The organism is Paenibacillus sp. FSL H8-0315 (genome assembly GCF_038005365.1).
GTDB classification, from domain to species: Bacteria; Bacillota; Bacilli; order Paenibacillales; family Paenibacillaceae; genus Paenibacillus_AQ; species Paenibacillus_AQ odorifer.
Genome location: NZ_JBBOTA010000001.1, coordinates 5,001,584 through 5,015,115, shown reverse-complemented (window position 1 = coordinate 5,015,115; position 13,532 = coordinate 5,001,584). Strand labels below are relative to the sequence as shown.

Genomic DNA, 13,532 nt, shown 5'->3' with positions numbered 1-13,532 from the left:
ATCTAATCATAGAAGATTCCCCTCCTCCGCAACACCTTAACAATCTAAATAGAAATCAGGTCATAATTAGAGATTTAGGGGGGGATGATGTGAGTGTGAGTGCATGGGTTTGCTCATTATTCGCTCCATCTCAACAATCTACGGGATTTATACCGTTCATTTGCCCAATTCCCGCTCCACAGCTACAATCTGCGGGATTTATACCGCACATTTGCTCGATTCCCGCTCCCCACCCACAATCTGCGGGATTTCTACCGTTTATTTGCCCAATTCTCGCTCCACACCTCCAATCTACGGGATTTATACCGTTCATTTGCTCACTTCTCGCTCCACGCCCACAATCTACGGGATTTATACCGTTCATTTGCCCAATTCCCGCTCCATCTCCGCAATCTACGGGATTTATACCGTTCATTTGCTCACTTCTCGCTCCACGCCTCCAATCTACGGGATTTATACCGTTCATTTGCCCTATTCTCGCTCCACGCCCGCAATCTACGGGATTTATACCGTTTATTTGCCCTATTCTCGCTCCACGCCCGCAATCTACGGGATTTATACCGTTCATTTGCTCACTTCTCGCTCCACGCCTCCAATCTACGGGATTTATACCGCACATTTGCTCGATTCCCGCTCCCCACCCACAATCTGCGGGATTTATACCGTTCATTTGCTCAATTCTCGCTCCACGCCTCCAATCTGCGGGATTTATACCGTTCATTTGCTCGATTCCCGCTGCACGCCTCCAATCTACGGGATTTATACCGTTTATTCACCACAGCTGAATATCGTTAAGTGAATGTACATATTCATAGCGACAAACCCTCCCACTCACCTGGGAAACTATCGGCTTAAACTTACCTTTCTCACAAAGTGACCTCATACATTTCCTAACTGTACGCAGATCAATGCCAAGCTCTCTCACCAAATCAACAGGCCGAATGTCCCCGTTCGAACGCACCGCAATTTGCAAAATATCACGCTCCAGTCGACTAAACGCCTCCTTCTCTTCTGTCCTTAAAGCGAGGTACGGCATCAGTAATGATCTCAACAAAAAAATAGTATTCTCAGGACTCGCTTCCAGATCATCATATGGTATCGCCACTACCCGATAACCCGCGATTTGTAGATAAGTCTCTCGATTCAATTCCTGCCGATAACGCGTCCGATCTGTGTTTTGCACATGTGGGCCGTAACCTTTTACCTCAAAAGCAAACTTAACCTGCCCAGGCTTCCACGCATAATCAACAAAATAAGGCCATCCCCGCCAATCCAACACTTCATATTCAGGATGAAGATCATTAAAATGACCCATCATTGGCCACCAAACCTTCTCCGTAAACATTCGCTCACCATGCCCATGTCCCCGCTCCAATCTCCCCCGTCTTTCTCCCGTTCTTCGACTAATATGATCTCCCACCCACTTACGATGTTCTTCCGTAAACCCCATAACGTTCTCCTCCTCCTTGGCATAAAAAAATCCCGCACCCAATTATGGATGCGGGACGTGCTTCGTCCTATTACTCAGAAGTATAGTATTCGCCTTCTTATGCTGTCAATGACACTCTACATTCAACGTTAGCACTCGAGATAAATTTGCTTACCTATTAAAAAATCACATTGGTTAAAGTGAGTCGCATTAAAGTAAGTTCAGTTACAGTTAGCTCATTACAGTAAGTTCATTTAGAGTCAGATCACTAAAGTTAGTTCAGCTAGAGTAGATCATTACAGTAAGTCCAGCTAGAGTTAGATCACTAAAGTTCAGTTAGAATTAACTCAGCAAGAGCAATCTTGGCTAAGTAAACTACATTTGAGTTAGACGACTAGATTTAGCTCAATATAGGTAGGTTTTGTATAGTAGTTCCGTTAAAGTAATCTCGGTTTGACTAAGTTCCGCTAGAATAATATTATTCGACCTACCTTTTTGAAATTGTCCGAAATCGTCTCCCATTCTCCACTATTCACTGGCTATCGACCTGTGCTTTTTCTATTTAATTGTATTTCATGCAACTATTTAACTCTTATCCCCCTAAAAGTCCATTTAGTTGTACTTTCTACAACTAAAAAAGGAAACATTAGGTAGTTAAGCGTAAATGATCAAATTTAGATGTACAAAGTGCAGTTAACTGTTACTTTTCCTAAAACTACTGAAGTTTAACTGCACAAAATGCAATTAAAACTGAGTTCGAGATGAGGCTGACTGGATTGCGACTTAGCTACATTGACTTAGCGGCCTAGCTACAACATCGCGACTTAGCTACATTGATATAGCGACCTAGCCACAACATCGCGACTTAGCAACATTAATTTAGCGACCTAGCCACCATCACGACTTAGCAACATTAATATAGCGGCTCAACTAGAGTGACATATTGCTCCCTCTTCACTGCCTTCCCTCACCTAGCAAACGTGCAGCCCGAGCGCCTTGCCCATAGGCATCAAAAGAGATCATTCCATCGTCACCCTGACTTCGACACCCCAGCTTCAATCCGAGACGGGAAATCAATGACCTTAAATCCATTATCCATTATCCTTCACAACAACCTTTCACAGAAATGTCGGAGAGCGTTCTTTTGTTCCCTAACAAATCACCATTTACCGCATATAGCTTACGAAATCCCTGCTTATAAAGAATTCTCGCGGCTTTATTTCTTTTGTAGTAACTTCCTGCAAGAATTAGAACCGAGTCGCCCGGAGATAGACAGTGCTGCCAGACATAGGGTAACCGCCCCAGCGAAATATTTATCGAACCACGGATACTGTCCTTCTGGTAATCAACGGCATCCCTGACATCGAGCATTTTCATAGCCAATGATTGATCCGCTAATTCGCGAACCTCACGAACTTCTATATAAGTAAGTGAACGAACAGGCCAAGCATAACGCAAAAACCTCACAATACTAAAGACAATTAAAATACTCAGTAGGATCCGAACCATCATGCTCATATCATTACTCCCGTACCAAAAAATCATCCGTCCAAGCGCCTAATCCACCCGTCATGTTCACAACGTTATACCCCTTTTCACTCAGCAGCTCACAAGCCAGTCCACTACGGCCACCACTTAAGCACATCACAATTATCTCTCCATGAGAATCCAGTTCATCTGTGCGCATCAATAGCTGTCCAAGCGGAATATGTTTAGCACCCATTACATGTCCCTCCACCCATTCGGCGGGTTCGCGTATATCCAACATGGTAAGAGTTTCGCCATTCTTCAAGCGTTCCGCCACTTGCTGTGGGGTAATTTCCTTTGAAATTTTAAAAGACATCGAGCATCTCTCCTTCACCTTTATAAAAATAACTTGATTTTCATATCACTATATCATAATATTACGATATAAGGATATTGTAAAGTGAGGTGTTCGTTACCATGGACAAAAATTTCAAAGCCTATAACCAAACCGCCGAAACCTTAAAGGCTATAGCTCATCCCGTGCGCTTGTGCATCATTAAAGGACTTCTGGAAAAGGGCAGCTGCAACGTGAGCTTCATGCAGGACTGCCTCGATCTTCCACAATCTACGGTGTCCCAGCATTTACAGAAGCTTAGATCACTAGGCATCGTTGAAACCGAACGTAATGGGCTGGAGATTAACTATTCTGTTAAAGACGAAAAAATCAAACATCTGATTCAGTTATTTTTAGGGGAGGAATAAGTCATCATGAGTAAAAAAGTATTGATTGTTGGTGGAGTTGCAGGAGGCGCGTCAGCAGCCGCCCGACTTCGGAGATTAGATGAAGATGCGCATATTGTAATGTTTGAGCGTGATCCGTACATTTCTTTTGCCAATTGCGGACTTCCTTATTATATCGGTGGGTCCATTCAGGACCGCTCCAAGCTGCTGGTGCAGACACCGGAGGCGATGCACAAACGTTTTAACATCGATGTTCGGATTCAAAGTGAAGTCGTGTCTATCGACCCCGTGAACAAAAAAGTGCGAGTAGAAAGCATAGAAAAAGGCTCCTATGAAGAGAGCTATGATGCGCTTATTTTATCGCCAGGTGCTAAACCGATTCGTCCGAATCTGCCCGGTATCGAGAGTTCCCAAATACACATGTTGCGTAACATTCCCGACACTGACAAAGTCAAAGCTAAAGTCGCTGCGGAAGGCACACGTTCGGCCGTGGTGATCGGTGGTGGATTTATCGGTGTGGAAATGGCTGAGAACCTTAGAGAAGCTGGTCTGGAAGTTTCCTTAATTGAAGCAGGACCACAAATATTAGCTCCATTCGATACTGAAATGTCTTCTATTTTGGCAAAAGAACTCGACGAGCATGGCGTTAATCTTATTTTTTCCGATATGGTCCAAGGGTTTGCTGAGGTGGGAGAACAAATACAGGTGCAATTAGCAAGTGGCACTGTACTGCAAAGTGATATGGTTCTGCTGGCTATCGGCGTTTCTCCGGATACCTCTTTTCTGAAGGACAGTGGCTTAGAATTCGGTCCCCGTGGCCATATTTTAGTCAATGAGCGGATGGAGACCAATCTGGATCAAGTGTTCGCTGTAGGTGACGCGGTTGAGGTGGTTGATTTCGTAAACGGAACAAAAACCGCCATTCCACTAGCTGGTCCTGCCAATAAACAAGGGCGGATTGCTGCGGACAACGTCAGTGGTCTCGGCACAACTTACAAAGGATCACAAGGGACTTCTATAATAAAGGTTTTTGGAGTCACAGGTGCTTCTACAGGTAATAATGAAAAAACATTACAACGTTTGGGTCTGCCGTATCACGTGATTTATATACATCCAAGCTCACACGCAACCTATTATCCGGGGGCAACCCCGATATCTATGAAGCTGATTTTTGATCCAAAAGGTACGGTGCTAGGAGCACAAGCTGTAGGTTACAGTGGTGTAGACAAACGTATCGACGATATCGCTACAGTTATTCGTTTTAGAGGTACGGTCACTGATTTGACGGAGTTGGAGCTATCTTATGCCCCTCCTTATTCTTCCGCTAAAGATCCGGTGAATATGGCTGGCTTTGCCGCTGAAAATATTTTGCATGGTTTGACTACGGTATTCGTCCCTAAGGATTTAGAAGGTCGTGACAAAAACAATACCATTTTAGTTGACGTACGTTCGGAAATCGAACATGCTAATGGTCATATTGAAGGGTCCATTAACATCCCTGTGGATGATCTGCGTGGTCGGCTAAGCGAGCTTGACTCTAGTAAAGAAATTTGGGTGTATTGCCAAGTTGGACTCAGAGGCTACACCGCTTCCCGGATTTTACAGCAAAAAGGTTACCGTGTGAAAAACCTGACCGGCGGTTATAAAACCTATCAGATGATCCAATTTACGCCTAAAAAAAAAGATAACTTGACGCCAAACGTTGGTACACCAGCAGCCAGTAAAGAAATCGCAGCAACGGGAGCAATGACGGAGACTGGAACTGGAACTGGAACTGGGACAGAGACTGGAACTGGCACAGTTACACCAACCGTTAACGCTACAGCTTTCACAACACCTGATTCCGTGCTTGATGCCTGCGGACTGTGCTGCCCAGGGCCGCTGATCCAAGTTAAAATGAGCATGGACCCGCTCTTGGACGGGCAAGTCCTGAAGGTCACTGCTTCCGATCCCGGATTTTATGAGGATATCAAGGCTTGGGCTCGTATGTCCAACAATACGCTTTTGCAGCTAACAAAGCTGCCTACTGGCATGATCGAAGCTTATCTGCGCAAAGGAGTTATCGGGACTTCAGCATCAGCACCAACCGGAGCAGGCGCACAAGTAATTCAAACTAGCAATGCAAGCACAATGGTTGTTTTTAGCGGGGATTTGGATAGAGCGATCGCTTCCTTCATCATTGCCAACGGAGCAGCATCCAGCGGCAAAAAAGTCACAATGTTCTTTACCTTCTGGGGCCTCAATATTATCCGCAAGGATGAAAAGGTGCCTGTGAACAAGAACTTCATCGGTAAAATGTTCGGTGCCATGATGCCACGCGGCAGCCGGAAGCTGACGCTTTCAAATATGAACATGATGGGCATGGGCTCGAAGATGATCCGCTCTCTAATGAAGAGCAAAAATATCTCTTCCTTGGAGGAATTGATTCAGATGGCTATCGACCAAGGTGTGGAAATCGTCGCCTGCCAAATGTCCATGGATCTTATGGGCATCACTCGTGAAGAACTGATTGACGGTGTCGGAATCGGCGGCGTTGGTTATTACCTCGGCCAAGCCGATCAGTCGGGTCATAATCTATTTATCTAAATACCTTAACACCGCAAAGAGACTCCTCTATTTAAATAGAAGAGTCTCTTTCTTATATAAAAATAAACTCACGAGAATCGGTGATATAGATTTGAATAACCAAAATGCAAATTGACTGGATCTGGATACAGAATCTAAAACCTGCTATCCTATTTAATAGACATTCATCCGAACAACGACCCATTTCAGGTAAAAAAAGGAGATTAAATGAATACCCCGATACATATTCTTGTTGCTGAGGACGACAGCGACATCAACCGATTGCTATGCAACATAATTAAGAAAAGCGGCTACATTCCCCAACCTGCTTACTCGGGAACGGAGGCACTTCTCTATCTGGAGCAACGTCAATGGAGCATGCTGCTACTGGATCTGATGCTGCCTGGCATGTCGGGTGAGGAACTACTTGAGAGGATTGCCGGGCGGGACAATATGTCGGTAATTATCATTTCTGCCAAGGGTGAGCCTCAGACCAAGGTGTCTGCTCTGCGGGCGGGGGCGGATGATTTCATTACGAAACCCTTCGACGTTGAAGAAGTCTCTGCACGGATCGATTCTCATCTACGTTTGTATTCGCGGATTGCGCAATCGGCTTTGCCTAACCTGCTCCAGCATCAGGGCCTTGTACTTCATCGAGATGCGATGTCGGTCACGGCAAATGGTGCGGAACTGACGCTCACAGCTCTAGAGTTTGAGATTCTCTCGTTACTTTTATCAGCTCCCAAAAAGGTGTTTACGAAAGCGAATTTGTATGAAAAAGTCTGGCACGAGCCATATTACGGGGACGACAATACGGTCAATGTCCATATGAGCAATTTGCGCAGCAAGCTAACCAAGGCCGCGCCAGGAAGCGAATTTATCGAGACGGTATGGGGCATAGGTTATCGGCTCAAGCCTTAAGACATTCTTAAGATTTGGCTTTAGCTCTTCTTATGTTTTCAATTCTATACTTGGTCTATCACGAAAAGGAGGCCAAGACGAGATGTACGAGTATGTATTAAAAACAAATCAGCTATCCAAAAAGTTCAAGGGCCATACAGCGCTGGACAAAGTCAATTTGTCAATCCGTAAAGGCTCTATTTATGGTTTTATTGGGCAAAACGGAGCCGGAAAATCAACATTAATCCGGATTGTGACCGGACTTGCTTTTCCGACTCAGGGGACGATCGAGCTGTTCGGAGCCAGTGAAGAGCAGGCCTTGATCCAAGCTCGTAAGCGAATCGGCTCGATTATCGAGAGCCCCGCTTTGTTCCCCCATATGACTGCGAGCGAAAATTTAGAAGCAAACCGGATTCTACGTGGTATTCCCGGCAAAGATTGTGTTCCTAGAATGCTAGAGCAAGTTGGACTACAGGGCGCTGGCAAGAAGAAAGCCAAAAATTTCTCACTTGGAATGAAGCAGCGGTTAGGTCTTGCCATCGCCTTACTGGGAGATCCAGAATTTCTGATTCTGGACGAGCCGACCAATGGGTTGGATCCGATGGGTGTCGTCGAAATGCGCGAACTGCTCAAGCGACTAAACCGTGAGCTAGGCATTACGATAATGATCTCAAGTCATATTCTAAGTGAGCTGCATTTAATGGCAAGTCATTATGGCATTATTCATCACGGTCAGTTGCTTGAACAACTCACTGCGGAGGAATTAAACGAGAAATGTCAGCAGTATTTATTTATCAAAGTGGATGATCCGGGCAAGGCAACAGCCGTCATTCAGAACGAGCTGGGTACGGCCGATTTCGAAGTGATGCAGGATGGAACCATCAAGTTGTATAGCCGTATTGAGCAGCCAGGCAAAGTATCAACAGCGTTATTCAATGCCGGCCTCGAGATCGAGAAGTTTATGCCTATGGGTGAAGACTTGGAAAGTTATTTTACAAAGCGGATTGGGGGGAACCCAAATGTATAATCTGATCAGAGTGGAGTTTTTCAAGCTCCGTAAGAATAGATCATTTTGGACTTTTCTATTGGCACTTTCCGTTCTCTCGCTTGCTTACCCATTGCTATATTATTTTGATCATCGGTCCAATGGGGAACCTCAGATCACCGGCGCTGAATTTCTGACTACCTTTATTTCAAGCAATGCCTACATTATTAAATTCGGCGTAGCCATTCTGGCTGGATTCTTTATCTCTAACGAATATTCCACAGGGGTCATGAAGACGATCGCCTCTTCGGGCAACACCAGAGGGCGGCTGTTCGCAGCAAAACTAATCGTATTCGCAGTTGGAGCCATGGCGATTTCGCTCGTCTTTCCTATTGTCAGCACAGTCGAAGTCACGCTGCTTTCGGGCTTCGGTCATCTGCCGGAAGGAAGCACTACACTTTTCATACCGCGAGCTCTCGGGCTAACGTTATTGTACACGGCTGGTTACGCAGCCATCGGGGCGCTGTTCACCGTAATCCTAACCGACAGCGGCAAAACTATCGGCTTCTCAATGATTTTCTTCCTTATGATCGATACGGTTTTGGCTAGTATAGGTTCGAAGATCTCTTTCTTTAGTAATTTGTACGATTATTCCATCTTCAAACGGGTGAGCGATATCGGTAAGCCCAGTATCGACAGCGGAGATTGGCCAGCGCTTCTACTCGTGCCGTTGTTGACAATAGCCGTTTCCGGGGTACTCGGTATTCTCGTATTCCACCGAAAAGAGATCAAATAACAAATGGGGGGTGCAGGAGAGTGTTGCTTATTCTGACAATCATATTGTTTGCGGCAGGAGCTCTCCTGCTTTTCCGTTTCTTAATGTTAAGGCGAGAACTAGGGCGGATAACAGAGCAATTGCATACCTACAACGAGCGAGCATCCGGTAAAAAAATTGATGTGGCTCTATTCGACCAGAAGCTTGAGGCGCTTGCGGGACAAATCAATCGTCAATCTGATTTAATCGTCGAAGCGGAAGCCCAGCGAAAACGTGTCGAACAAGAATTCCGTCAGGCTGTGGCGAATATTTCACATGATATCCGTACACCCCTCACCTCCATCTTCGGTTATATTCAACTGTTGGAGGATGAGTCAATTACCCCTGATGAAAAACTTGAATATGTTGCCATCGTTAAAAATCGGACGAAACGGCTGCAGGCGCTGCTGAATGATTTTTTTGAGCTTTCCTTGATCGAATCGCTAGATTATCCTCTACATACGGAAAAGCTTGGGATGAGGGCTCTACTCTCGGAAATACTGGTCGGATTTTACGATTCTTTCAACGAACGCAATATTACACCGGATATACGGCTACCTGAGGAAAATGTATCCGTATACGCCGATGAATCCGCTGTGCGGAGAGTTGTCGAAAATTTACTTGTCAATACGGTCAAACATGCGACCGGGTATGTAGAAATCCATTTCGAACGACAGCAGGAAACAGCTGACTTAACAATAGTAAACGATGCGAAGGAACTAGTCGGAAGCGATATTAACCTCTTATTTGACCGATTCTATACCGCAGACCGTACCCGATCTTCTCAAGCTTCCGGGCTGGGTCTCTCCATCGCCAAAAGTCTAATGAATAAAATGGGTGGCACGCTGACAGCCGAACTGGAGGGTGAGAAGCTGATAATGACCTGCCGTTGGAAACTAGGCGATGCTGGCATTAGCTTAGCTACTTAATTCATTTTATAGTTGGTCTAGACTAACCATTGTTCTAACCCGTTTATTGAAGGTAGCTCATTCCCGATAGCCAATGGCCTACAGGTTTTTCCGGACTTCTTCGAACTGATCTCCCACCCGTTCAGGTTCATGGTTCTGAACAAAACTTTATCGAGAAATTATTCAATAAAAGGGTCTCTGAATTTACGAAGCAACCTCCCGGCTATGAATTCTATTTAAAAACACTTATGTTTGAGCTGCTTATTTATATTTATCGCCACCAGGAAGCTCGTGCCTTGTTAATCAATACTGCCTTTAAAGTAGCCAAGATAGCTGAAAATGTTGGATTTGATAATATGACTCACTTTGGTCGGGTATTTAAGGTAATCACCGGGCTTTCTCCACTAAAATACCGCCAGACTTATAAGATAGAAAGTCCATGATGTATCTACGAAAAAGGAGCAGCTGCAATCATTTTTATTAATATATCTAAACCAAAAAGACTCCTCTATTTATATAGAAGAGTCTTTTTTTTGTTACGACAGGCTAACGGATTATGTTTAAAATCTAACTCAGCAAGTTTAGGCTTGCTTCTTCAAGCGAGGGTATAAGAAATTTATGATCGATTGGTGATGACATCACGATCAGAATCGTGTAAGTACCGTATTTGTCACATTGATTTCCGAACTCCTCGAGGGCTCGTGTAGAGTCGGTTACTACCTTCAATAAGTAGTTGTGTTCCCCACTTATACGGTAACATTCGACGACATCAGGACTTGAGCGGCAGAAATCAAGGAATGCATTACAATCCCTAGAATGAAATAACATGTAGGCAGCTGCTTGTTTCCCAATCTTTTCAGGAGAAATTATGGTGCGATATTCGCTGATGATGCCTTTTTCCTCCATACGCCTAACTCTCTCCGTAACCGCAGGTTGCGATAAACCGACACATTTGCCCAGCTCTGTCATAGAAATTCTTGCTTGATTTTGAAGATGGAAAAGAATTTGCTTATCAACATGGTCCATCAAAATCGCCTCCTTTAAATTTAAGGTTTTCTATATTAAATAGATTGTAATTAACCGTTATAAAGCTAATTTAGCTTAGTTGCCTTATGTAATCAAGATAACTTGTTATATATAATAACCCTACAATAGTAAAGTGTTCTTGACTTTAACTATTCCGAAGGGATGAAGACCGTTGAGTATATTGGATTCAAATAAAATAATTACAGAATGTTTATCAGGTCGCATCGATAGAGTAATCGATCGAACCCTCGCTGACAAGCGCTTGGTCGGTGCTGTCATTAAAGTGGCGATAGATGGGGAACTGGTTTATAGCCGTGCTGCCGGTTTTGCCGACCGCCAGCTAGGCCGACTTATGCGAGAAGATGCCTTATTCCGGCTCGCTTCAGTTACTAAACCTATCGTTTCAACGGCAGCCCTAGTATTAGTTGCGCAAGGTCGTCTACAACTGGACGACCGCGTTGATCGTTGGCTTCCAGAGTTTCAGCCGCGTTTGCAGAATGGCGAGTTCGCTTCCTTGACGATTCGTCATTTGATGACGCACACCGCGGGCCTGTCTTACCGATTTTTCCAAGAAGAGAAGGGTTCCTATCAGTCAGCAGGGGTATCAGATGGTATGGATCAGTCCGGCATCACATTGGAAGAGAACCTGCGCCGTCTTGCCTCTGTCCCCCTCCTTTATACGCCAGGTACCGAGTGGAAATATTCCATCGCGACAGATGTGCTGGGAGCAGTAATTGCAAAGGTCACAGAAACACCGCTCAGTGAGGCTGTACATTCACTCGTGACAAAGCCGCTTGGCATGAGCGACACGGGTTTTATTGCAGTCGATCGAGAACGGCTGGCCACTTCCTATGCCAATGATACTCCAGAGCCACGGCCCTTACTTGATCCTGACAGTATTGCCTTTGTGGAGGGAACGGCTGGGTTCCTGCTTGCCCCTAGCCGAGCACTTGACACTACTGCCTATCCTTCTGGAGGAGCTGGCATGGTCGGCAGCGCCGGAGATTTTTTGCAACTGCTGGAAACATTACGTAAGGGCGGAGCGCCGCTGCTACCGGAGTCACTGGTTCACGATATGACGACCAACCAGATCGGTGATCTGCCAATGGCCTTCTGGCCAGGACGAGGCTTTGGCCTAGGCATCACGGTACTAAAGGATCCTGTCGCCGCAGACACTCCAGAATCTCCGGGTACTTGGCGCATGGGTGGTACTTATGGTCATTCGTGGTTCGTAGATCCCAAGCAACGCCTCAGTGTCGTCGCTTTCACTAATACCGCATTGGAAGGCATGTCGGGTCAGTTTACTGTAGACCTTTGTGATGCCATTTATGATAGACGTAATAAATAGAGCATGAACACAAGAAGCCTGGGTCCGGAATGAACCAGCCTAGGCTCTCTGTCCAGTAGACCCTATTCGTCGTCTATATCATTGAGTTTGCTAAAATTATATAAGAGAGGGGCTTCTCTATGAGCCAAAACACATCTTCTGCCACACAAAGTGCCCCCAGCACTCCCTCTTCTGAACGTCTGCCATGGGCTGGATTACTCGCCTTAGCTATGACGGGGTTTATCTGTATTCTTACCGAAACGATTCCGGCAGGCTTGTTGCTCCAAATAGGTGAGGGGCTTGGTGTCTCCGAGGCCCTTGCCGGTCAACTTGTCACTTTGTATGCTCTTGGTTCCCTGTTGGCCGCGATTCCCTTAACTACCGTGACGCGTGGATGGCGGCGGCGACCACTGCTACTAATGTGCATCCTTGGTTTTCTCATATTCAACACCGTCACCACTTTTTCTTCCAATTATATACTTACGCTAACAGCTCGGTTCTTCGCCGGCGTATCCGCTGGAGTCTTATGGGGCATGATAGCAGGTTACGCCCGGCGCATGGTGCCGGAGTCACTCAAAGGACGAGCAATGGCGGTAGCGATGGTTGGCACACCTCTCGCTCTGGCACTCGGTGTCCCTGCTGGAACCCTTCTTGGCACCCTTGTAGGCTGGCGCTCTATCTTCGGGTTCATGTCGCTATTAGCTCTCATGCTGATCGCTTGGGTATTTTGGAAGCTACCGGACTATCCAGGAGAAGCCCCTGATAAACGGCTCCCTCTCTACAAGGTTTTTGTTATTCCGGGGGTACGGCCGGTATTGTTTGTCGTTCTGGTATGGGTACTAGCACACAACATCTTGTATACCTATATTGCCCCCTATCTTACTCAGGCCGGGCTAACCCAGCGGGTTGACTTGGTATTGCTTGTTTTCGGCATTACAGCGCTTGTTGGCATCTGGGTCATCGGTATTTTGATCGACCGCAAACTGCGTCCATTGGTTCTGATCAGCCTAGCTGCTTTTGCCTTGTCATCCATTGTACTAGGCATTAGTAGCAGCCAGCCCATAGTGATCTATTTAGTGGTTGGTGTATGGGGGTTGACGTTCGGAGGAGCAGCTACTTTGCTACAGACAGCCGTTGCCGAAACCGCTGGCGAAAGTGCAGATGTGGCCCAATCGATGCTGGTGACGGCATGGAACCTAGCTATTGGCGGTGGCGGAGTGATAGGCGGAATTCTTATTGAAACACTTGGTGTCCGCTCCTTCCCGTGGGTAATGTTTATACTATTGATTCTTGCGCTGCTAGTAGCGTGGCGCGCTAAAGATTACGGATTTCCTTCAAGGAAACGTTGAGGCATACCTATCGAGTTAATG

15 protein-coding genes are annotated in these 13,532 nt (G+C 45.8%); 10 read left to right on the top strand and 5 right to left on the bottom strand.

Annotated features, from left to right (window positions below):
• Nucleotides 1-103: 103 nt before the first annotated feature.
• Nucleotides 104-799 (top strand): hypothetical protein, encoded by a 696-nt coding sequence (locus tag MHB56_RS21800; protein ID WP_341144000.1) that lies wholly within the window; start codon nt 104-106, stop codon nt 797-799.
• Here the strand turns inward: MHB56_RS21800 and MHB56_RS21795 are convergent.
• The 4 genes from MHB56_RS21795 to MHB56_RS21780 form a co-directional block, all read right to left on the bottom strand.
• Nucleotides 773-1,450 (bottom strand): winged helix-turn-helix domain-containing protein, encoded by a 678-nt coding sequence (locus tag MHB56_RS21795; protein ID WP_341143999.1) that lies wholly within the window; start codon nt 1,448-1,450, stop codon nt 773-775. The two genes, MHB56_RS21800 and MHB56_RS21795, sit on opposite strands and share 27 nt — an antisense overlap.
• Before the next feature lie 933 nt (nt 1,451-2,383).
• Nucleotides 2,384-2,521, bottom strand: coding sequence for a hypothetical protein (locus tag MHB56_RS21790; RefSeq protein WP_179088225.1), 138 nt, complete (start codon nt 2,519-2,521; stop codon nt 2,384-2,386).
• Between the two features lie 6 nt (nt 2,522-2,527).
• Entirely contained in the window at nt 2,528-2,947 is a 420-nt protein-coding gene (locus MHB56_RS21785) for a rhodanese-like domain-containing protein (protein ID WP_076185312.1), read from the bottom strand.
• Nucleotides 2,948-2,951: 4 nt separating this feature from the next.
• Nucleotides 2,952-3,272 (bottom strand): rhodanese-like domain-containing protein, encoded by a 321-nt coding sequence (locus MHB56_RS21780; protein WP_076185313.1) that lies wholly within the window; start codon nt 3,270-3,272, stop codon nt 2,952-2,954.
• Nucleotides 3,273-3,373: 101 nt separating this feature from the next.
• Between MHB56_RS21780 and MHB56_RS21775 the strand changes: the two genes are divergently transcribed.
• The 7 genes from MHB56_RS21775 to MHB56_RS29885 all read left to right on the top strand — a co-directional run bounded on the left by MHB56_RS21775 (nt 3,374) and on the right by MHB56_RS29885 (nt 10,252).
• Complete coding sequence (locus MHB56_RS21775) at nt 3,374-3,658, top strand: ArsR/SmtB family transcription factor (protein WP_036675735.1); 285 nt, start codon at nt 3,374-3,376, stop codon at nt 3,656-3,658.
• Nucleotides 3,659-3,664: 6 nt separating this feature from the next.
• Nucleotides 3,665-6,223 carry an FAD-dependent oxidoreductase gene (locus MHB56_RS21770; protein WP_341143998.1) on the top strand — a complete coding sequence of 853 codons (2,559 nt, stop codon included), beginning with the start codon at nt 3,665-3,667 and terminating at the stop codon, nt 6,221-6,223.
• Nucleotides 6,224-6,430: 207 nt separating this feature from the next.
• Nucleotides 6,431-7,123: a response regulator transcription factor gene (locus tag MHB56_RS21765; protein ID WP_076307998.1), complete on the top strand. Its 693-nt coding sequence runs from the start codon at nt 6,431-6,433 to the stop codon at nt 7,121-7,123.
• Between the two features lie 82 nt (nt 7,124-7,205).
• Nucleotides 7,206-8,129 carry an ABC transporter ATP-binding protein gene (locus tag MHB56_RS21760; RefSeq protein ID WP_076301939.1) on the top strand — a complete coding sequence of 308 codons (924 nt, stop codon included), beginning with the start codon at nt 7,206-7,208 and terminating at the stop codon, nt 8,127-8,129.
• The gene (locus tag MHB56_RS21755; RefSeq protein WP_076141190.1) at nt 8,122-8,883 is read left to right on the top strand and encodes an ABC transporter permease; all 762 of its coding nucleotides are present in this window, start codon (nt 8,122-8,124) and stop codon (nt 8,881-8,883) included. The genes MHB56_RS21760 and MHB56_RS21755 overlap by 8 nt, the downstream gene beginning before the upstream one ends.
• Nucleotides 8,884-8,903: 20 nt before the next feature.
• Nucleotides 8,904-9,830: a sensor histidine kinase gene (locus tag MHB56_RS21750; protein ID WP_339172342.1), complete on the top strand. Its 927-nt coding sequence runs from the start codon at nt 8,904-8,906 to the stop codon at nt 9,828-9,830.
• Between the two features lie 227 nt (nt 9,831-10,057).
• Nucleotides 10,058-10,252 (top strand): helix-turn-helix domain-containing protein, encoded by a 195-nt coding sequence (locus MHB56_RS29885; RefSeq protein ID WP_076282297.1) that lies wholly within the window; start codon nt 10,058-10,060, stop codon nt 10,250-10,252.
• A gap of 124 nt (nt 10,253-10,376) precedes the next feature.
• On the opposite strand, the gene MHB56_RS21745 is transcribed toward MHB56_RS29885, so the two are convergent.
• Nucleotides 10,377-10,835 (bottom strand): Lrp/AsnC family transcriptional regulator, encoded by a 459-nt coding sequence (locus tag MHB56_RS21745; RefSeq protein ID WP_076185318.1) that lies wholly within the window; start codon nt 10,833-10,835, stop codon nt 10,377-10,379.
• Between the two features lie 172 nt (nt 10,836-11,007).
• Here MHB56_RS21745 and MHB56_RS21740 point away from each other — a divergent pair, with 172 nt between their 5' ends.
• Entirely contained in the window at nt 11,008-12,183 is a 1,176-nt protein-coding gene (locus tag MHB56_RS21740; protein WP_341143997.1) for a serine hydrolase domain-containing protein, read from the top strand.
• Between the two features lie 119 nt (nt 12,184-12,302).
• The gene (locus MHB56_RS21735) at nt 12,303-13,511 is read left to right on the top strand and encodes an MFS transporter (protein ID WP_076185319.1); all 1,209 of its coding nucleotides are present in this window, start codon (nt 12,303-12,305) and stop codon (nt 13,509-13,511) included.
• Nucleotides 13,512-13,532: the final 21 nt, after the last annotated feature.

Bases quoted from the DNA above. Each gene is read 5' to 3' on its own strand.
- MHB56_RS21800 (WP_341144000.1), top strand. From the start codon at position 104: ATGGGTTTGCTCATTATTCGCTCCATCTCAACAATCTACGGGATTTAT.
- MHB56_RS21795 (WP_341143999.1), bottom strand. From the start codon at position 1,450: ATGGGGTTTACGGAAGAACATCGTAAGTGGGTGGGAGATCATATTAGT.
- MHB56_RS21790 (WP_179088225.1), bottom strand. From the start codon at position 2,521: ATGGATTTAAGGTCATTGATTTCCCGTCTCGGATTGAAGCTGGGGTGT.
- MHB56_RS21785 (WP_076185312.1), bottom strand. From the start codon at position 2,947: ATGAGCATGATGGTTCGGATCCTACTGAGTATTTTAATTGTCTTTAGT.
- MHB56_RS21780 (WP_076185313.1), bottom strand. From the start codon at position 3,272: ATGTCTTTTAAAATTTCAAAGGAAATTACCCCACAGCAAGTGGCGGAA.
- MHB56_RS21775 (WP_036675735.1), top strand. From the start codon at position 3,374: ATGGACAAAAATTTCAAAGCCTATAACCAAACCGCCGAAACCTTAAAG.
- MHB56_RS21770 (WP_341143998.1), top strand. From the start codon at position 3,665: ATGAGTAAAAAAGTATTGATTGTTGGTGGAGTTGCAGGAGGCGCGTCA.
- MHB56_RS21765 (WP_076307998.1), top strand. From the start codon at position 6,431: ATGAATACCCCGATACATATTCTTGTTGCTGAGGACGACAGCGACATC.
- MHB56_RS21760 (WP_076301939.1), top strand. From the start codon at position 7,206: ATGTACGAGTATGTATTAAAAACAAATCAGCTATCCAAAAAGTTCAAG.
- MHB56_RS21755 (WP_076141190.1), top strand. From the start codon at position 8,122: ATGTATAATCTGATCAGAGTGGAGTTTTTCAAGCTCCGTAAGAATAGA.
- MHB56_RS29885 (WP_076282297.1), top strand. From the start codon at position 10,058: ATGTTTGAGCTGCTTATTTATATTTATCGCCACCAGGAAGCTCGTGCC.
- MHB56_RS21745 (WP_076185318.1), bottom strand. From the start codon at position 10,835: ATGGACCATGTTGATAAGCAAATTCTTTTCCATCTTCAAAATCAAGCA.
- MHB56_RS21735 (WP_076185319.1), top strand. From the start codon at position 12,303: ATGAGCCAAAACACATCTTCTGCCACACAAAGTGCCCCCAGCACTCCC.